Origin of the sequence: Pseudomonas sp. 18173 (assembly GCF_050432945.1) — a bacterium.
Lineage (GTDB): Bacteria > Pseudomonadota > Gammaproteobacteria > Pseudomonadales > Pseudomonadaceae > Aquipseudomonas.
The window spans coordinates 1-17,993 of the sequence record NZ_JBKFTN010000021.1; the positions used below are offsets into that span (position 1 = coordinate 1).

General features: G+C 62.9%; 18 protein-coding genes. 3 read left to right on the top strand and 15 right to left on the bottom strand.

Translation table 11 applies throughout. The features are described from left to right. Positions 1-283: 283 nt before the first annotated feature. From ACLD1X_RS21725 to ACLD1X_RS21760, 8 genes are all read right to left on the bottom strand, one after another. Positions 284-793, bottom strand: coding sequence for a copper chaperone PCu(A)C (locus ACLD1X_RS21725; protein ID WP_429371151.1), 510 nt, complete (start codon positions 791-793; stop codon positions 284-286). A gap of 1 nt (position 794) precedes the next feature. Then, positions 795-1,400 carry an SCO family protein gene (locus ACLD1X_RS21730; RefSeq protein ID WP_429371153.1) on the bottom strand — a complete coding sequence of 202 codons (606 nt, stop codon included), beginning with the start codon at positions 1,398-1,400 and terminating at the stop codon, positions 795-797. 304 nt (positions 1,401-1,704) lie between these two features. Next, positions 1,705-2,592 (bottom strand): ChaN family lipoprotein, encoded by an 888-nt coding sequence (locus tag ACLD1X_RS21735; protein WP_429371155.1) that lies wholly within the window; start codon positions 2,590-2,592, stop codon positions 1,705-1,707. Positions 2,593-2,644: 52 nt separating this feature from the next. Continuing rightward, complete coding sequence (locus tag ACLD1X_RS21740; protein WP_429371157.1) at positions 2,645-3,412, bottom strand: heme ABC transporter ATP-binding protein; 768 nt, start codon at positions 3,410-3,412, stop codon at positions 2,645-2,647. After that, positions 3,412-4,395, bottom strand: a complete 984-nt coding sequence (locus ACLD1X_RS21745; RefSeq protein ID WP_429371354.1) for a FecCD family ABC transporter permease — start codon at positions 4,393-4,395, stop codon at positions 3,412-3,414. The genes ACLD1X_RS21740 and ACLD1X_RS21745 overlap by 1 nt, the downstream gene beginning before the upstream one ends. 50 nt (positions 4,396-4,445) lie before the next feature. Then, positions 4,446-5,330: a heme/hemin ABC transporter substrate-binding protein gene (locus ACLD1X_RS21750; protein ID WP_429371161.1), complete on the bottom strand. Its 885-nt coding sequence runs from the start codon at positions 5,328-5,330 to the stop codon at positions 4,446-4,448. Positions 5,331-5,342: 12 nt separating this feature from the next. After that, on the bottom strand, positions 5,343-6,413 hold the full coding sequence (locus ACLD1X_RS21755) for a hemin-degrading factor (RefSeq protein ID WP_429371163.1): 1,071 nt from the start codon (positions 6,411-6,413) through the stop codon (positions 5,343-5,345). A 17-nt stretch (positions 6,414-6,430) separates the two neighbouring features. Further along, complete coding sequence (locus ACLD1X_RS21760) at positions 6,431-7,138, bottom strand: energy transducer TonB (protein WP_429371165.1); 708 nt, start codon at positions 7,136-7,138, stop codon at positions 6,431-6,433. A 244-nt stretch (positions 7,139-7,382) separates the two neighbouring features. Between ACLD1X_RS21760 and ACLD1X_RS21765 the strand changes: the two genes are divergently transcribed. From ACLD1X_RS21765 to metE, 3 genes are all read left to right on the top strand, one after another. Then, the gene (locus tag ACLD1X_RS21765; protein ID WP_429371167.1) at positions 7,383-9,611 is read left to right on the top strand and encodes a TonB-dependent hemoglobin/transferrin/lactoferrin family receptor; all 2,229 of its coding nucleotides are present in this window, start codon (positions 7,383-7,385) and stop codon (positions 9,609-9,611) included. A 162-nt stretch (positions 9,612-9,773) separates the two neighbouring features. Next, on the top strand, positions 9,774-10,145 hold the full coding sequence (locus tag ACLD1X_RS21770) for a nuclear transport factor 2 family protein (RefSeq protein WP_429371169.1): 372 nt from the start codon (positions 9,774-9,776) through the stop codon (positions 10,143-10,145). A gap of 141 nt (positions 10,146-10,286) precedes the next feature. Next, positions 10,287-12,575 (top strand): 5-methyltetrahydropteroyltriglutamate--homocysteine S-methyltransferase, encoded by a 2,289-nt coding sequence (metE, locus tag ACLD1X_RS21775; RefSeq protein WP_429371356.1) that lies wholly within the window; start codon positions 10,287-10,289, stop codon positions 12,573-12,575. 574 nt (positions 12,576-13,149) lie between these two features. On the opposite strand, the gene ACLD1X_RS21780 is transcribed toward metE, so the two are convergent. From ACLD1X_RS21780 to ACLD1X_RS21810, 7 genes are all read right to left on the bottom strand, one after another. After that, positions 13,150-13,821 (bottom strand): class I SAM-dependent methyltransferase, encoded by a 672-nt coding sequence (locus ACLD1X_RS21780; RefSeq protein ID WP_429371171.1) that lies wholly within the window; start codon positions 13,819-13,821, stop codon positions 13,150-13,152. A gap of 123 nt (positions 13,822-13,944) precedes the next feature. After that, on the bottom strand, positions 13,945-14,163 hold the full coding sequence (locus ACLD1X_RS21785) for a DUF4287 domain-containing protein (RefSeq protein WP_429371173.1): 219 nt from the start codon (positions 14,161-14,163) through the stop codon (positions 13,945-13,947). Between the two features lie 118 nt (positions 14,164-14,281). Then, positions 14,282-14,803, bottom strand: coding sequence for a cytochrome C (locus tag ACLD1X_RS21790; RefSeq protein WP_429371175.1), 522 nt, complete (start codon positions 14,801-14,803; stop codon positions 14,282-14,284). Between the two features lie 223 nt (positions 14,804-15,026). Then, entirely contained in the window at positions 15,027-15,548 is a 522-nt protein-coding gene (locus ACLD1X_RS21795) for a methylamine dehydrogenase light chain (RefSeq protein WP_413427615.1), read from the bottom strand. Between the two features lie 18 nt (positions 15,549-15,566). Further along, positions 15,567-16,193 carry a methylamine dehydrogenase accessory protein MauD gene (mauD, locus tag ACLD1X_RS21800; RefSeq protein ID WP_429371177.1) on the bottom strand — a complete coding sequence of 209 codons (627 nt, stop codon included), beginning with the start codon at positions 16,191-16,193 and terminating at the stop codon, positions 15,567-15,569. Positions 16,194-16,198: 5 nt separating this feature from the next. Continuing rightward, positions 16,199-16,738 (bottom strand): MauE/DoxX family redox-associated membrane protein, encoded by a 540-nt coding sequence (locus tag ACLD1X_RS21805; protein WP_429371179.1) that lies wholly within the window; start codon positions 16,736-16,738, stop codon positions 16,199-16,201. A gap of 11 nt (positions 16,739-16,749) precedes the next feature. Continuing rightward, positions 16,750-17,898: an amine dehydrogenase large subunit gene (locus ACLD1X_RS21810; protein WP_429371181.1), complete on the bottom strand. Its 1,149-nt coding sequence runs from the start codon at positions 17,896-17,898 to the stop codon at positions 16,750-16,752. Between the last annotated feature and the right edge of the window lie 95 nt (positions 17,899-17,993).

Below are 17,993 nucleotides of genomic sequence, written 5' to 3' on the forward strand. Positions count from 1 at the left end.
AGGTCGGCTGTCAGGCCGCCTCGCTTTTGCTTTTGCGGTGTCCGCCCCCTCGAGAGGCCGAGCAGGACCGGAGCGAGGGAATGCCGAGCCTTGGCGAGGCACCGAACGTCAGGGGCAAGAGCCCTTGGTTACTTGGGGCCGGGCGGCGCTCCGCTTTTCCAAGTAACCCGCCGTAAGGGCGGAACCATAAGCCGCCGTTACCGCAAACCCGGATATGTACACAAAAAACATCACCAGACACAAAACCGCCCCCACAGGCTCAGCGTTTTAGCTGACGGAGCAATCAATTCATCTTGCTGTGATCATGCGTCATCGTGCCGTGATCCATGGTGCCGATCGCCTTGGCAACGGCTTCAACCTCAATCGTCTCTTTCTCGCCCTTGGCGTCTTCCACGGTCAGGGTCAGCGGCACCTTGTCGCCTTCCTTGATCTGGGCCGTCAGGTTCATGAGCATGATGTGGTAGCCGTGGGGATCGAAGCTCACCGCTTCACCGGCTGGCAGTGCGACAGACTGAACCTGCTGCATCTTCATCACGTCGTCTTTCATGCTCATTTCATGAATCTGCACAAGTTTGGCAACTGGCGTTTGCACGCTCAGCAACTTGCTGTCGCCGCTGGCGGTGACGGTCATGAAGGCGCCGCTCGACGGCTGGCCGGCTACGGTGGCGCGGACCCAGGCGTCTTCGACGCGGGTTTGTGCCGACACATGAAAGGCCAGGCCGACCAGGGACAAGCCCAGCGCCAGTCGCTTGCAACGTTGCGCGAAACGGTTTTTAGCCTGCGGGGCACTCATTTCAGCAAACCTCCATCACGGTGAGCAGGTCTTCTGCGCACTCTTGGGCCGTCAGGGACGTGGACAGTCCCAGGCGCAGAGTGCCTCGGGAGTCGAAGACATAACTGGTTGCGGTATGGGAGAGGGTATAGGTATCGCCGCTCGGGACTTTTTCAAAGAACACGCCGAACTCCTTGGCGGTAGCGGCGGTTTCTTCCAGGGTGCCGTACAGCGCTTCGAAACTCGGGTCGAAAGCCTTGACGTACTTGTCGAGCATCTCTGGCGTGTCGCGCTCGGGGTCCAGGGTGATGAAGATCACCTGCAGCCTTTCGCCGTCGCGACCCATCAACTTCTTGGCCTGCGCCGCGCGCGCCAGGGTGGTGGGGCACACGGCCGGGCACTGGGTGAAACCGAAGAACACCATCGGCATCAGGCCGCGATAGCTGCCCAGCATCCGGGTTTCGCCCTCGGCGTTCTTGAGTTTGAAGTTACGCCCCATGATCTTGTCGCTGAGGTCTTTTCCGTACTTGAACGACAGCTTGCTGCTGTCGTCGCAACCGGCGAGCAGGCCCAGGCTCAACAGGCCCATGCCTTGCAGGACGGTTCGGCGGTTATACAAAGTACTCATGAAGGAAAGCATCCTGTTGAACAGGCTGAAATGACAGCGTGATGACTGTACAGACGAAAAAATCCCGGGGATGTTAACAAACTGTGCCGGTGCCGGAGGGGGGGATACGACCATTGGACCGATGCAGGGGCGTGACATAGTGTCGCGTCGTCAGGACGAAAGTGCTCTTGTGGCGAGGGGGCTTGCCCCCGTTGGACTACGAAGTAGTCCCAAATACAGGCAATGCTGTTCGTCAGGTAAACCGCATGCATCTGTTTTGCGACCGCTTCGCGGCCGAACGGGGGCAAGCCCCCTCGCCACAGGTTTAGCGACGCAGCTGCGCGCAGTGATCCTGTTCCGGTTGCGCGGCGGTGTACCAGACATAATCCGCGTTCTCACCGGTCACGGTCTTGCCCGCTTCGGCCAGGATCAGCACAGCATTCCCTTCACCGGCACCGAGGTCTTTCAGGTGCAGTGGCACCCCCAGATCCTTGCGTACGTGGAAAGCACCGGCCAGCAGCAACGCCGGTGTCGGCGCGGCCATCAGGCGTTCGGCCATGCGCCGGTCACGCTGTTGCTGCACGGCGAGCATGGCCGGCATCTGCGCTTCGGGCAACAGGCCGCAATGGGATTGGCGGATGTCGTCCAGCAAGGTCGCCTGCACCTGTCGGGTGGTGGACGCTTCACCGGTCAGTACCGGGCGCTGTTGGTAGATCTGCATGATCTGCGCGCGGTCCAGATTCGCTGCCAGCAGCGGATAGGGTTGTCGCAGCGCGTAGGTGACGAGGGCGCCATAAACACTCCAGTCCCAATTGGCCTGCCAGGCCAGCGACTTGAACGCATCGGCCGGTGGCTGGCCGGCACGGGTCGCGGCTTGCGCGGCATCGACCCTGGCCTGTTGACCGGGGTTGAGCATTTCCATCAGCAGGCTGCCTTGGGGGCGTTGTGCCGCCAGCTCGCGCAGCAGCCACAATTGCAGGGCGTGATGGTCCGGGTTGTCGTGTTGTTCGCCGACCAGAACGCGTGGCGCAACGGCCAGGCGTTCGACCAGTTCCCCGGGCGTCAAGGTGCGACCGGTCGCCAGTTCGCGGATGACCCCGAGGTCAGCGTGGTCACGGCCTTGCGGGGCGATGGGCGCCGGGGGCGGTGTGACCTGATGGGTGGTTTGGCAGGCAGCCAACAGGCTGAATGCACAGAGCAACAGAAAGCGCATCGGATTTCCTTATTGGACAGGTGCCCCCTCGATGGCAGAGGAGGGGGTGGTATCAGCGCGCGATGATCAAAGGGTGGCCGCGTTCCGGATGCTGGTGGATCAGCACTTGCAACCCATACACCGCCGCCAGTGCCTCGGCCGTCAAAACGTCTGCCGGTGGCCCGTAGGCGTGGGGCAGGCCTTGTTGCAACAACAGTAGTTGATCGCAGTAACGTGCGGCCAGGTTGAGGTCGTGCAGGATCACCAGTACGGCGGCCCCGCGCTCGGCGAAGTCGCGCACGGCTTGCAATATGGTGTGCTGGTGCAGCGGATCGAGCATCGAGGTCGGTTCATCGAGCAACAGCGTTTGCCCTTCGGCCCCCGGCCACAGTTGCGCGAGCACCCGCGCCAGATGCACGCGCTGGCGTTCACCGCCGGACAAGGCCAGATAGCTGCGTCCGGCCAAGTGAAGCGCATCGGCCGCCTTGAGCGCCTCGGCGACGATTTCGGCATCGCGCACGCGGCCACTGGCGTGCGGCAGGCGACCCATGCCGACGACTTCATTGACCGAGAACGCAAAGTTCAGGCTCGAACTCTGCGGCAGTACCGCCAGGCGTCTGGCCCGTTCCTGACCCGGCCAGTCGGCGAGCTGGCGCTCGTCGAGGCTGACCTTGCCTTCGCTGGCCGCCAGTTCACCGCATAAAGCGGCGAGCAGGGTGCTTTTGCCGGCGCCATTGGGGCCCAGCACGCCGAGCACTTCACCGGGGCGCAATTGGATATCGATGTTGGCCAGTACCGTGCGGTTGCCACGGCGGACCAGCAAGTTGTTTGCCCGCAGCATCAGGAACGCCCTCGTACCAGCAGATAAAGGAAGAATGGAGCCCCGATCAATGCCGTCACGATGCCGATGGGCAACTCAGCCGGCGCCAACAGCAGGCGCGCGGCCAGGTCGGCCAGCAACAGCAGGCTCGCACCAGCCAGCAACGAGGCGGGCAGCAACACCCGGTGATCCGGGCCGACCAGCAGGCGCATCAGATGCGGCACCACCAGGCCGATGAAACCGATCAGGCCGGCCGCCGCGACCGCCGCACCGACACCGAGCGCTGTGCACAGCACCAGCTCAAGCTTGATCCGCTCGATGTCGAAGCCCAGGTGACGGGCCTCCGACTCCCCCAGCAGCATCGCATTGAGCGCCGCCGCCCGCCGCGGCAACCACAACGCCACGCCCACGGTGACGATCAGCAACGGCCACAGGCGCGGGTAGCTGGCACCGTTGAGGCTGCCCAGGTTCCAGAACGTCAGGGTGCGCAAGGTCGCGTCATCGGCCAGGTAAGTGAACAGCCCCACGCCGGCACCGGCCATGGCCGTCATCGCCACACCCGCCAACAGCATGGTAGCCACGTCGGTTTGCCCGTTGCGGCGGCCGAAGCGATACACCACCGCCGTGACGATCAGGCCACCGGCGAAGGCGCTGACCGACAGCAGATAAGGCTCGATGGCCGGTGGCACGCCACCGAGCAGGCTGCCGCCGACGATGGCCAGGGCGGCACCGAGCGCCGCGCCACCGGAAACGCCGACCAGGCCCGGATCGGCCAAGGGGTTGCGGAACAGCCCCTGCATCGCCACGCCGGACAGCGCCAGTACCGAACCCACGGCGATGCCGAGCAGGCTGCGCGGCAGGCGAATCTGTCCGAGGATCAACTGCGCCTGCTGCGTGTCGCCACCATCAAGTGGCAACCCGAGCAGGCGCATCCCGGCCAGCAAGGTATCGCTCAGCGGCAGGCTGACCGGCCCCAGGGCCAGGGACAACCAGAACACCAGCACCAGCAACAGCAGCAAAAAGATCAAGGTCGGGCGCGGCCGGAAAATGGCCGTCATTGGCTGATCTCGACGGTCTGCACTTTGACATCCGGGTAGAACGCCGTGGAAAGACGCGTCAAGGCGTCCGGCACTCGCGGGCCAAGGCCACCGACCAGCAACGTCGGGTCGATCACCACAACCCGGCCATTACGGCCGGCCTGGGTTTGCGCCAGGACCGGGTTCTGTTGCAGCAGGGCTTTACGTGCCGCATCACCCTCCAGACGACCACCGGCGAAGATGATCACCTGCGGGTCCAGGCTCAGCATGGCTTCGTTGGAGATGGGTTTGTAGCCGTTGTGATCGCCCAGGCTTTTGCCGCCGGCCTGTTGGATCATCCAGGCCGCCAGGGTGTCCTTGCCCGCCACCTGCAGGTTGCCACCGGAGTGGCTGAGCAGCATCAACACCCGGGGAGCCGGCTGCTGTTGCTGCGCCAGCTTCACCCGATCGGCCTGGGTTTGCAGACGCTTGAGATAATCACCCATCAACGCCTGTGCCTCGGCCTCCTTGCCCAACAGTTGGCCGAGTTCGCTCAGGTTGTGTTGCAGGGCCGGCACATCAGCCTTGGCCGAAAGCAACTCAATGCGCACGCCGGCGGCCTTGAGTTGGGACAGCACCGGCGGCGGTCCCATTTCATCGCTGCCCAGCAGGATGTCCGGCTTGAGGGCCAGAATGCCTTCGGCCGCCAGCGCACGCTGGTAGCCGACGCCCGGCAGGCGCTGCAGCGACTGCGGGTACTGGCTGGTGCTGTCGACACCCACCAGTTTGTTTTCACCGCCCAGGGCGACCACCCATTCGCTGAACGCGCCGCCGGCACTGACCCAGCGCTGGGGCAGGGCATCGGCGACGGCCATCTGGCTGACGAGCACGCTGGCACAGGCCAGCAGTGTTTTCATACGCATCGGGACTATTCCTTAGCCGATCAGAGGGGTGGCGGTTTCAGCCAGGGCACGCCAGTCGTCACGCTCAGGGATGCCCGGCTTGCGCACGCCGAACAGCTGGATGACCAGCTCGCCTTCGGCATCGAAACCTTCGTAGCTGGTGATGATGCCATCGACGCTCGGCTTGCGCACACGCCACAGTTCGGTCACGCCCGTGGTTTTCAGGTGCAGGTTGAACATCGGGTCGAGCACGTTGAACCAGGTGTCCATCCAGCGCAGGTTGCTGACGGGGCCGGAATGAATCTGGATGCAGTGCTTGTTGCCGACGAACACCATGATCGGCACTTCGCGTTTGCCGGCCTCTTCGATGACATGGGCCAGCTCGACGGTGGCCAGGGGTTCGGCCCATTCATGACCGGCCAGGCGCAGGGCCTGGGTGCGGGCCACGTCGTTACGCTTGAGCAACATGAAAAAGTCGTGGGTGTCCTTGAGCTGCGACCACTCGCTGCGCAGGGTGTCGACGTCCACCTCGCTGTCGGCGCGTGGAGCCTTGGCTGCCGGAAGCGGTTGCAGGTCCAGTTCGGCGCTCTGATCTTCGGCACGGAAACGTTCGACCAGCGGCGCCCAGGCGGTATCGAAGCTGGTGGCGGTCAGGTAGACCTTGTGCACGGCCAGGCCCTGGCGGTCGAACACCTGGAGGCTGCGCTGCGGCCCGCGCGCGGTGGCTTCGTCGACGGCAAACACGCTGGCCCAGCCGCTGAGGAACAGGCGCAGGTCGATGTCCGGCGACAGCACCATGCCCATCTGGCCGCTGCCCATCACCGTCACTTCGCTGTACACGCCTTTGCGCTCGTGCACGCAATGTTCGTTGCGGGTCAGCGCCATGATGGTGCCCAGTTCACCCAGTGCCGGCAGCAGTTCCTTCCACTCCGGGCGCAAGCGCACGGCGTCGGTGCCCAGGCGGCTGGCGGTCAGTTCGGCTTCGCTTACGCCGAGCCTGGCGGCGGCATCGCGGGCACGCAGGCCGGGTTGTTCGGCGCGCAGTTGTTGCCAGGTCCGGTACAGGGCCGGTGCAACGGGTAGCGCGGAAGTATTTGCGGTCATGTGAGGCTCCTTCAGGATCATCGGTTCGCCGTGAGGGCGAATTCTATTGGTATCTCTACGCGGCTGGGCACGGCCCGGCCGTCGACGATTTCGGGGCGAAACCGCCAGCGGGTGACGGCTTCGAGTGCTGCCTGATCAAGGCTTTCCACCCCGGAAGAACGCACCAGCGTGAGCTTGAGTTGCTGGCCGCGCTCATCCAGGCGCACCTCGACCCGCACCACGCCTTGCTGGTTGCGGCGGCGGGCTGTGCTGGGGTAGCGAGGCGCTGGAGGCGGGGTGACGAAGGACGGGCGCAGGCTGACCACCGGGGTGAGCATGGGTGCCGGGGCGGCAGTCGCTGCAGGTGCCGGTGCCGGTGGAATTTTTGCCAGGGTAGTCGGCAACTCCAGCGGCTCGGCGCGGCGTGGTTCGGTCCGGGGTTTGGCAGCCGGTTGCGGCTTGCCCGGTGCCTTGACGATGGACGACCGGGTGCTGACGGGTAGTGGCTTGACCGGTGCGGGTTCAGCCTTCGCTGTCGACGGTTCCTTCGCAGGTGTTGCTGGCGCCGGGGAGGGCTGCGGCGGGGCAGGCGCAGGCACCGCAATCGGCGCCAGGGTGACCAGTTGAATCGCCATCGGCGGCTGAAAGGCCAGCGGCTCGGGTGCGGCCTGAATCTCGCGAACGAGCCATCCGGCGCTCAAATGCAGCGCAATCGATAACCCGAGACAACCCCAGAAGTGCTTCATGCACGCTCGTCTTGTTTTTAAGCTGAATGCATATGGTAATAATTTGCATTTACAAGTCAAGCTGGTTATCTTCGCCGCCGCTGCCGACAAGCGTTTTTCAGTGAGCATCCCTTCCAGAGAGAAGGCCAGACGCTTTGTTAACAAAAAAATTCAAACACACGCCCGACGGCTCTGTCGCCCGTGCAGACCCCCTTCAGCACCCTGCATGCAAGTGACCGCTGTCAGACCCAGGAGTAAAAGTTAGATGTCGATTCGCCCGCCATTCGCCATGCGTCCCTGGTTGTCCTTGCTGCTGCTCTCACCTTCGCTGGCCTTTGCCGCAGAACCGGTTACCCAGTTCGATACCGTCAGCGTGACCGCCACTCGCACCGAGCAGACCCTGCTGCAAGTGCCGAGTACCGTGTCGGTGCACAGCGAGCGCGAAATCGATCAGCAGAACGACAAGAACCTCAAGGATCTGGTGCGTTACGAGCCGGGCGTTTCGGTGAGCGGCACCGGTAGCCGTTTTGGTCTGTCCGGGGCGAACATCCGCGGCATCGACGGCAACCGGGTCCTGACCCAGGTCGACGGCGTGCGCGTGCCGCAAAGCAATTTCTTCAGTCCGTTCCAGGACGTGCGCAGCAACTACGTCGACCTCGACACCATCAAGCAGGTGGAAATCATCCGTGGCCCGGCGTCTTCGCTGTACGGCAGCGACGCCATTGGTGGGGCGGTCAGCTACCTGACCAAGGACGCTGCCGACTACCTCGAAGACGGCGACGACACCTACGCACGCTTCAAGACCGGTTATGACGGCAGCGATGACAGCTGGCAGCGCAGCGCCACGTTCGCCGGCCGCACCGGCGCGGTCGATGGCCTGTTGCACCTGGGACGACGTGACGGTCAGTCCACGGATACCGCCGGCAGCGTCGGTGGTGTCGGCGCCAATCGCGAAGAAGCCAACCCGCTCGACTACACCACCGAAAACCTGTTGGCCAAACTGGGCTGGGACTACGGTGAAGGCGACCGCCTGCAATTCACTTACGAGCGTTATCAGGACGACGCCGACAGCAACCTGCTGAGCGATATCGTCACCCGCGCCACCGTCACCAGCCCGGCGATTCTCGGTTCCACTGCCAAGGACAGCATCGACCGTACCCGCTACAGCCTGGCGCACACCCTGAGCCTGGACAGCGCAATGGCCGACAAGCTGCAATGGCAGTTGAACTACCAGGAAAGCAGCAACGACCAGGATACCTTCCAGCAGCGCCAGACCACGTCGCGGGTCAACCGCGTGCGTACCCGTGAATCGTCGTACGACGAGCGCCTGTGGAGCCTGAATGCCCAGCTCGACAAGGAATTGGCGATTGCCGATACCCGGCACCATTTGATCTACGGTGGCGAAGTCAAACGCATCGAATCGAGCAACCTGCGTACCGGTAAGGAAGTGCGCCTGGACACCGGCGCCACCGTGCCGGCCACGGAGAATTTCCCGGTCAGCGACTTCCCGGATCCGACCAGCGAATCCCTGGGCCTGTTCGTGCAGGACAGCATCGAGATCGGCCGCTGGACCCTGTTGCCGGGGCTGCGCTACGACTACTACCGCCAGACACCGCATGTCACTCAGGCGTTCTTGAATGGCCTGCCGTCGGAAACCGATCCGTCGCGCATCACCGACGATCACATCTCGCCGAAATTCGGCGTGACCTATCAGCTGACCGAACACGAAAGCCTGTACGGCCAATACGCCGCCGGTTTCCGTGCACCCAACCCGGTCAACATGTTCGGTGAGTTCAGCAACCCGCAGTTTGGCTACAGGCAAATCGGCAACCCGAACCTCAAGGCGGAAACCAGCGACAGCTTCGAGACCGGTCTGCGTGGTCGCTACGACCTGGGCAGCTTTGGCATTGCGCTGTTCTACAACAAGTACAAGGACTTCATCGACACGGTCAGCTTTGTCGATCCGACCAGCGACATCCCGCTGACCTTCCAGTCGCGCAACGTGAGCAAGGTCACCATTCGTGGTGCCGAAGCCAAGGGTGACGTCAAGCTGGATGCCTTCATGCCGGCCGGCACCCGTGCGCTGGGCTCGATTGCCTATGCCCGTGGCAAGAACGAAGACACCGGCGAGGCGCTCAACAGTGTCGACCCGCTCAAGGCCGTCATGGGCCTGGCCTACGATGCACCGAGCGGCGTGTACGGCGGCCAGGTCATGTGGACCCTGGTCCAGGCCAAGGATCGCGTCGACCACAGCGGCGATGCCGATCTGCTGATCAACCGTCAGTTCGAGACACCGGGCTACGGCACCCTCGACCTGACGGCCTGGTGGCAGGTGACCCGACAAGTGTCGGTCAATGGCGGTCTGTTCAACGTCACCGACAAGAAGTACTGGAACTGGGGGGACGTGCAAGGCCGTGACGAGAACGCGGCCGGTCTTGATCGTCTGACTCAGCCAGGGCGTTATGCGGCGGTCAACCTGATCTGGGAAATCTGATCGCATCACGGATTGATGAGTGTACGGTTGCGCCGTGCCTCCGGTCGTAAAACCGGGCAAAGGCACCGGCGCTGCCTAGACTTTCTGTTTGATCAGCCTTGGGGGAGCCTGTCGGTCAACCTGCACCTGCGGTGCACAGACATGAAAGCCAGAGGTTCAATCATGATCACTCAATCGATAGATACCGAGCAGATCAACCAGGTGGTGCGCCAATACGTGGAAGGCATGGTCTTTGCCAATGAAGCGTTGCTGCGACAGGCCTTTCATCCCGACTGTTGCATCATCGGTCACTTCCAGAAGGAGCTTGAGTGGGCTTCCCTGGATGAGTTTGTCGTTGCCATAAAGGCCGAAATCCCGGCGCGTGCCGGTACGCAACCGTTTTGGCAGGTGATCAACCTTGATGTCACCGGCGATGCCGCCGCGGTCAAGGTCATCGATGATTTCGCCGGGATACGCTTTACCGATTACCTGTCGTTGCTGAAGGTGGACGGTCGCTGGGTGATCATCAACAAGCTCTACTACTACGACGAGTAGCACTGGTTGCGACACATTCGACGCAAAGGCTTACGCCCGTCTCCATGAAATAATCTCGTGATCATCACGATTTAAATGAGTTTGTCTCACCAAGGCCCGAATGCCGACAATAACGCCATCAACCACATGGAGTTTTTCGTCATGGCATTGGCCCATTCCCTTGGATTTCCGCGCATTGGCCGCGACCGCGAACTGAAGAAAGCCCAAGAGGCGTTCTGGAAGGGCGAGCTGGACGAAACCGGCCTGCGTGCCGTTGGCCGCGACCTGCGCCGGACCCACTGGGACTTGCAGAAAAAGGCCGGGATCGAGCTGTTGCCGGTCGGCGACTTCGCCTGGTACGACCAGGTCCTGACCCACTCGCTGATGTTCGGTGTGGTCCCGGAGCGTTTTCGTCCGCACGACGGCAAGGCCAGCCTGCAAACCCTGTTCGGCATGGCGCGCGGCGTCAGCGACAGCTGCTGCGGCGGCGCGCACGCCGAGGAAATGACCAAGTGGTTCGACACCAATTATCACTACCTCGTCCCCGAATTCAGCGTCGATCAGCAGTTTCAGCTCGGTTGGGAGCAACTGTTCGAGGAAGTCGAAGAAGCCCGCGCACTGGGCCACAACGTCAAGCCGGTCATCCTCGGTCCGCTGACTTACCTGTGGCTGGGCAAGGCCAAGGGGGCCGAGTTCGACAAGCTCGAACTGCTCGATCGCCTGCTGCCGCTGTACGGCCAGATCTTCCAGCGCCTGGCGGCACAAGGCGTTGAATGGGTGCAAATCGACGAGCCGATCCTGGTTCTCGACCTGCCGCAAGCGTGGAAAAACGCCTTTGAGCGAGCCTACAACCTGATTCAGCGCGACCCGCTGAAGAAACTGGTCGCCACTTACTTCGGTGGTCTGGAAGAGAACCTGGGCCTGGCCGCCAATCTGCCGGTGGATGGCCTGCACATCGATCTGGTGCGTGCCCCCGAGCAGTTCCCGACCATCCTCGATCGCCTGCCAGCCTACAAAGTGCTGTCGCTGGGCGTGGTCAACGGCCGCAACGTCTGGCGCTGCGACCTGGAAAACGCGTTGGCCACCTTGCAGCACGCCAACGAGCGCCTGGGCGATCGCCTGTGGGTCGCGCCATCCTGCTCGTTGCTGCACAGCCCGGTCGACCTGGGGCGTGAAGACCAGCTCGATAGCGAGCTGAAAAGCTGGCTGGCGTTTGCCGTGCAGAAGTGTGAAGAGGTCGCGCTGCTGGCTCAGGCAGTCAACCAGCCGGAAGCGCCGAAGGTGCTTGAAGCTCTCACTCAAAACCGTGCCGTGCAGGCCAGCCGTGCGGCATCGCCGCGCATTCACAAGCCCGCCGTGCAGGTGCGCGTTGCCGCCATCACCGCCCGGGACAGCCAGCGGCACTCGCCGTTTGCCCGGCGTATCGAGAAGCAGCGCGCCGGCCTGAACCTGCCACTGTTCCCGACCACCACCATCGGTTCGTTCCCGCAAACCGCGTCGATCCGTCTGGCTCGCCAGTCGTTCAAACAAGACAAGCTGACCGAGGCCCAATACACCGAAGCGATGCACAGCGAGATCCGTCATGCCGTGCAAGTGCAGGAACACTTGGGCCTGGACGTGCTGGTGCACGGTGAGGCCGAGCGCAACGACATGGTCGAATACTTTGCCGAGCAACTCGACGGCTACGTGTTCACCCGCTTCGGCTGGGTCCAGAGCTACGGTTCGCGCTGCGTGAAACCGGCGGTGATCTTCGGCGACCTGAGCCGTCCGAAGGCCATGACCGTGGAATGGATCCGCTACGCCCAAGGCCTCACCGACAAGGTGATGAAGGGCATGCTGACCGGCCCCGTGACCATGCTGATGTGGTCGTTCCCGCGCGAAGACGTGAGCCGCGAAGTGCAGGCCCGGCAACTGGCCCTGGCCATTCGCGATGAGGTGGTGGATCTGGAAGCGGCCGGCATCAAGATCGTGCAGATCGATGAAGCCGCGTTCCGTGAAGGCCTGCCGTTGCGCCAGGCGCAGTGGCAGCACTACCTGGACTGGGCCACCGAAGTATTCCGCCTGTGCGCATCCGGTGTGCGTGACGAAACCCAGATCCACACCCACATGTGCTACAGCGAATTCAACGACGTGATCGAGTCCATCGCCGCCATGGATGCCGACGTAATCACCATCGAAACCTCGCGCTCGGACATGGAGCTGCTGGATGCGTTCGAAGCCTTCGCCTACCCCAACGAAATCGGCCCGGGCGTGTACGACATCCACTCGCCACGGGTACCGGATTCCTTGGAAATGGCCGACCTGCTGCGCAAGGCCGCCAAGCGCATTCCCGCCGACCGCCTGTGGGTCAACCCGGACTGCGGCCTGAAGACTCGTGGCTGGGCGGAAACCGAAGCGGCGCTGGTGCACATGGTCAATGCGGCGCGTCAGCTGCGTAAAGAATGGGCCTGACGCGTTTGTGTGTACGCCACTGAAACCTGTGGGAGCGGCGGTGCGGCGATCCGACTTGCCCGCGAAAGCGGCGTGTCAGGCAACATCAATGTTGAATGTGCCGACGTCTTCGCGGGCAAGCCCGCTCCCCCAGTGATCGATGTCGACCACAAACATCGAGGCCGGCAAACAACCCTTGTAGGAGCGGCGGTGCGGCGATCCGACTTGCCCGCGAAAGCGGAGTGTCAGGCAACATCAATGTTGAATGTGCCGACGCCTTCGCGGGCAAGCCCGCTCCCACAGTGATCGATGTCGACCACAAATATCGAGGCCGGCAAACAACCCTTGTGGGAGCGGCGGTGCGGCGATCCGACTTGCCCGCGAAAGCGGCGTGTCAGGCAACATCAATGTTGAATGTGCCGACGCCTTCGCGGGCAAGCCCGCTCCCCCAGTGATCGATGTCGACCACAAACATCGAGGCCGGCAAACAACCCTTGTGGGAGCGGCGGTGCGGCGATCCGACTTGCCCGCGAAAGCGGTAGATCAATCGCTGATGATGCTGGCTGTGCAGACGTCTTCGCGGGCAAGCCCGCTCCTACAGCCGAGGCTCGGCCACCAGCAGCAACGACTGTGGCACGGGGCTTTGCGGGTGCTGTGGTTCCTGCAAGCTGGCCAGCGCAAATCCCGCCATGTCCAGTGCATTGAGCCAACTGGACAAGGTGCGGAAATACCAGGGCATGGGTTGCCACTGCCCCTTGAACCCGGCAAAGGTCTCTTCCCGCCAGCCATCCTGATAGTCGCCGGCCGCCGCTGTCCACGGGTGCAGCGTCTGGATCACCAGCGCACCGCCAGGGGCGAGCAGGCTGTTCATGGCGGCGAGCAGGGGGATGATGTCCTGATGCAGCAGGGCAAAGTTGGCGCAGATCAGGTTGTAGTCGCGGCCGATGTCGACTTGCGCCTCTGCCAGCGCTTCATAACTCGCCACCTGTACCGATGCCGCGCCCGCCGCTCGCGCCGCCTCCACCAGCGTCGCATCGCCATCCACGCCGACCGCATCGATGCCCCGTTCAGTCAATGCACGCAACAACCAGCCTTCGCCACAACCCAGGTCGAGCACACGCTCGGGCTGACGTCCCTGTACTGCCAGCAGGATGGCCTGGTCGGTGACCTTGAGGCGGCTTTCGATGCTGCCCGTGCGGATCGCGTCGATCCAGGCCTGGGCGTTGTGGTGCCAGCTGTCGAGGAGGGTGGATTCGGGGGCGGGCATGGCATTGTCCGGCGCTATGGTTTGGAAGAAAGGATAGGGCAAAGCCGCCAATCAGCCATTTCCAGTACAGATGATTTGCCGGTGGAGCTGGCTCCACCGGCCGCGCAGCGAACGCCGGACGGGCTAGCCGCTTTTGGTGGCTGCCAAATGATAGGCAACCAACGCGTTGGCATGACCATGGCCCATGCCATGTTCGGTTTTGAGCCAGGTCACCATTTCCATGTGTTTCTTGTCGCTGACGGACTTGAGCAGATCCAGCCAATGGGTGATCGGCTGTCCATACTTCTTTTCGATTGACGGGAAGTACGAAGCCGGTCCTTTGGTTTTTGTCTCTTCGGTCACGATGCAAACTCCCTTTTCGGTTTTCCGGGTTTGAAAGCAGCATCGGTTACGTTACTTATAAGCCGTCGAAGAGTCCATCATCCGGGCGGTCGAAGGCTTGTCCGGGATACCCCCTGTGTCAATAATTCATCCCGTCATCGATCGCGATGCCCTGGGCACGCATGGCCTTGATCAGTTCGCTGCGGGTGCCGGGCAGGTTGAGCATGGTTTTGGCGCGCAGTTCCGTGACTTCCTCGGCGGTGTACGGCTGATAGTCGGCCGGCAGGCTGTCGCCCGCCATGCCGTCTTTACGCATCAGCCAGTTGAGCAAGTCCGCCAGTTGCGCGTTGTTCAACGCCGACTGCGACATGCCCGGCACCCGCACGAGGAACTCGCGGCCACCGGGGACTTTCAGGAAGTTGCCGACAAAACCTTTCATCCGCGGCGTGTCGTTGGCGGCGGAACCCGTGCCGTCGCCCAGGTGGCAACCGGCGCATTGCAACTGGTAGTTCACGCCGACGCCGTACCCGGCCTGGGCAATCGGCGTTTGCGGCGATTCATTGCCCGGCGCGTGATGCTGGTTCGGGTCGGGAATGGCCCGGGCGAAAGCGAGCGGGGCGCTCAGGGCACAGACAAGACCGAGCAATATCAACCTACGCATAAAAAACTCCGCTGATGACCGGTTTGGCACCTGTAGGTGTAGGAGCGAGCTTGCTCGCGAAGGACGTCAACGATAACGCGGGCTATCTGGTTTAACGCGTCGCCCTTGAGTTCTTCGCGAGCGAGCTCGCTCCTACAGGTACACATTCAAGGCAGTAAAAAAAGAACAGCAGCCACAGAAAAAAAGCCGCCGATTGCACGAGCAACCGGCGGAAAGTGCGCGTTTATACGGCGACGCCGCGGATCACCGAAACGGTGCAGTGGTAGATGTGCGACTTGGCGGCCAGGCACCAGTTCACATCGTTGTTGTTGAACGGGCGGTAGGCCGGCTCTTCACTGTCGTTACGGGTGCAGGCGCACTGGGCGCAGCTCTGCTTACCGCAGCAGTCGTTGTACGAAATGATGTAGTCCTTGCCATCGGCCGGGTTGCGGCAGGTGCCGATCCAGGTCACTTGCGAGGCTTCGGTACCCGGTGGGCAGGAGGTCACCGACCCGCCGCAGCAGCTGCACAGAAAACCGTCGATGGAGCAGTAGCGCCAGTAGTCGCAGCTGTTCGGATCGCCAGGGTCGCCGGCTTTCGGGTCAGTGGCGGCCAGCGCCTTGCTGGTGCGGTCCAGCGGCAGCAGTACGGGCAGAGCGGCACCGGCAACGATCAACGAGCCCATGCGTGCCAGCAGTTTGCGGCGCGAGGTGGTGTCGGCAACACGGCGCGAGGAGCGCTCGAACAACAGATCCAGCAGTTTCATGAAGGTCTCCCTGCCTTATCAGTGGCTATGGCCGTGGCTGTGGTCATGGTTGTGATCGTGGGGCTGAGCATTGAGGTACTGCTGCAGCGTGGCGTGCTTGAGGTGCTCGACTTCGAACAGGCTGTCCAGGTGCTCGCGGGAGTTGACCAGGCCCTTGGCGCGCAGGGTGCCGGCCTTGTCGATCAGCGCGGCGTACGGCAGCTTGCCGATCTGGTAGGTCATGCCCACTTCCGGGCCGACCACATAGGTGGCGTCTTCGAGTTTGTGTTCGCGGATCAGCGCTTGCTGGGCGTCCATGTCGCCATCGCTGACGAACACCACATCGAGGGTATTGGCCTGTTCCTTGGCGATGGATTTGATTGCCGGCAACAGCGATTTGCAGATCGGGCAGGTCGGCGAGAGGAAGAACAGCAGTTGCGATTTCTCACCGGCATAACCGAAGTTCACCGGGCGACCGTTACGGTCGGCGGCGGTGATTTGCGGGGCGGCTTCGTTGACGGACACACCTTTGTCGACCATCAGCGCGCCAGCCGGGGCCAGACGGCCGTGCAGCACGCCAATCTGACGAACCAGGCCCATGACGACAAACGCCACGGCCACCAGCAATACCCAGAGCAGAACGTTGGAAACTATCAAGCCTTCCATTTCGATTACCTACCAATCAATTTGAGCAGAAGAGGGGAGTTCGCCAGCAGGCCATCGGCCGCGGCGTAGATGAGCAGCGCGACGGCGGCAGCGGCCAGGGTCACGAAGCCATCGAACAGGTTGAGGTCGCGAGCCAGCGGCGCGATGCTGGCCACCAGCGCCAGTGCCACCAGCGCACTGTTGCGCAGCAGCAGGACCGGGCGCAGCGGCTGTGCCTGGTCGGGGCCGGCGCAACCGCAGTCGATGTCCGCACGGCCGCGCCACAGGTTGATACCGATGGCGGCGGCGTACAGCGCCAACAGGCTGGCGGCGCTCAGCGCGGCGTAACCACGGCAGACCGGCACCAGCAAGGCGAAGGCAATGGCCAGTTCCAGCGCGGGCACCAGCCGTGCCGTCGGGCGCACCAGCGCTTGGGGCAGCAGTTGATAGTCCGCCAGTTGCCGGGCGAAGCGGGCCGGCGCGCGCAACTTGTGGGTCGCGGCGCTGGCCAGCAACACCGCAATGGCGATGGCGCTGGCAATGATGAAGATCGGATCTGTGTGCATGGCCGAACCTCTTAGTAGCTCAGGACCTGAGTCGCGGTCTTCGCGACTTTCGGCATGCTGCCGGTGAGCTTGTTGGTCTTCAGGTCGAAGATCTGCAGGCCACCTTCCACATCGGCGCCAAGCAGCAGCGGCTTGTCGTCGCCGGTGGCCTGCATGCTCCAGATCGGGGCCGGGGCTTCCAGGGTGGCGACTTTCTTCTGAGTCTTGAGATCGAAGGCCCAGATCAGGGTGCTCGGGTCTTCCCACTTCAACGGTTCGTGGGCGTCATGCATCAGCACGTACAAACGGTTCAGCTTCGGCGCGACCGCCAGCAGCTGCCAGCCGCCCGGTGCCCAACCGGCCTTCTTCTCTTCGTCGGTGATCAGCGACCAGCTCGGCAGGATCTTCGGCGCATCGCCGCTGAAATCCACACCGCGTACGGTGCCGGTGGTGGTAGTGAAGTAGTAGGTGTCACCGACGTTGACGGCGCGCTCCACCAGTTTTTCCGCATTCGGATCAAAGAACGGCGTGCGGCTGCGCGCGGTTTCCTGGCCCTGATCGTTGAGGGTCACCACCTGCAGGCTGCCGTCGCCGCACAGCGAGGCGAAGCGGCGGTTGCCGATCGGGTAGTCGAGCACGCAACCGGGAATCGCGATTTCCGTGGCAACGGCCTTGGCCTGGGTGTCGACCACGGTCACCGACGTCGACGGGGTGAAGTTGTAGACGTAGACGAACTTGTCGTCGCCGCTCGGCTTGAGCGAGTAACGCTGGGTCAGCGACTCGGCGCGCTTGTTCGGAATCAGCACTTCCCAGGATGGCGACAGGGTCGAGCTGTCCCAGGCAGTGAGCACGTCGGTGCGTGTGCCACGGGTGCCGCGCGAGTACCAGATGTCCGCACTGTAGATGGTTTTCTTGTCGTGACTGAGGGTCGACGGCGCGGCAAAACCGGTCGGCACCATGCCGAGGATGCGCTTCTGGTCCGGGTCGACCACGGTCACGCGGCCCGCCACGAAGCTGTCGAACTCGACGTCGATCACGAACGCTCGGTGGGCTTCCGGGGGAAACGCCAGAACGGTCTGGCCAATCGTACCGGCGGGCAAATCCGCGCGGGCGCTGTTCAAACCGAGTACAAGCAGGCTCAGGCCAAGCGCTGACTGTACGGAGATCCTGTTTGTTCGCATAAGGGGAACTTCCTGAATTGTTGGTAACGCGGATCGCGGGTGCTTTGGCAGATTTTTACCCTTTGATTCTGCCGTGCCCCGAGATCGGGAGAATT

Bases quoted from the DNA above. Each gene is read 5' to 3' on its own strand.
- ACLD1X_RS21795 (WP_413427615.1), bottom strand. From the start codon at position 15,548: ATGAAACTGCTGGATCTGTTGTTCGAGCGCTCCTCGCGCCGTGTTGCC.
- ACLD1X_RS21725 (WP_429371151.1), bottom strand. From the start codon at position 793: ATGAGTGCCCCGCAGGCTAAAAACCGTTTCGCGCAACGTTGCAAGCGA.
- ACLD1X_RS21735 (WP_429371155.1), bottom strand. From the start codon at position 2,592: ATGCGCTTTCTGTTGCTCTGTGCATTCAGCCTGTTGGCTGCCTGCCAA.
- ACLD1X_RS21810 (WP_429371181.1), bottom strand. From the start codon at position 17,898: ATGCGAACAAACAGGATCTCCGTACAGTCAGCGCTTGGCCTGAGCCTG.
- ACLD1X_RS21740 (WP_429371157.1), bottom strand. From the start codon at position 3,412: ATGCTGCGGGCAAACAACTTGCTGGTCCGCCGTGGCAACCGCACGGTA.
- ACLD1X_RS21730 (WP_429371153.1), bottom strand. From the start codon at position 1,400: ATGAGTACTTTGTATAACCGCCGAACCGTCCTGCAAGGCATGGGCCTG.
- ACLD1X_RS21790 (WP_429371175.1), bottom strand. From the start codon at position 14,803: ATGCGTAGGTTGATATTGCTCGGTCTTGTCTGTGCCCTGAGCGCCCCG.
- mauD (WP_429371177.1), bottom strand. From the start codon at position 16,193: ATGGAAGGCTTGATAGTTTCCAACGTTCTGCTCTGGGTATTGCTGGTG.
- ACLD1X_RS21780 (WP_429371171.1), bottom strand. From the start codon at position 13,821: ATGCCCGCCCCCGAATCCACCCTCCTCGACAGCTGGCACCACAACGCC.
- ACLD1X_RS21750 (WP_429371161.1), bottom strand. From the start codon at position 5,330: ATGCGTATGAAAACACTGCTGGCCTGTGCCAGCGTGCTCGTCAGCCAG.
- ACLD1X_RS21755 (WP_429371163.1), bottom strand. From the start codon at position 6,413: ATGACCGCAAATACTTCCGCGCTACCCGTTGCACCGGCCCTGTACCGG.
- metE (WP_429371356.1), top strand. From the start codon at position 10,287: ATGGCATTGGCCCATTCCCTTGGATTTCCGCGCATTGGCCGCGACCGC.
- ACLD1X_RS21760 (WP_429371165.1), bottom strand. From the start codon at position 7,138: ATGAAGCACTTCTGGGGTTGTCTCGGGTTATCGATTGCGCTGCATTTG.
- ACLD1X_RS21765 (WP_429371167.1), top strand. From the start codon at position 7,383: ATGTCGATTCGCCCGCCATTCGCCATGCGTCCCTGGTTGTCCTTGCTG.
- ACLD1X_RS21770 (WP_429371169.1), top strand. From the start codon at position 9,774: ATGATCACTCAATCGATAGATACCGAGCAGATCAACCAGGTGGTGCGC.
- ACLD1X_RS21805 (WP_429371179.1), bottom strand. From the start codon at position 16,738: ATGCACACAGATCCGATCTTCATCATTGCCAGCGCCATCGCCATTGCG.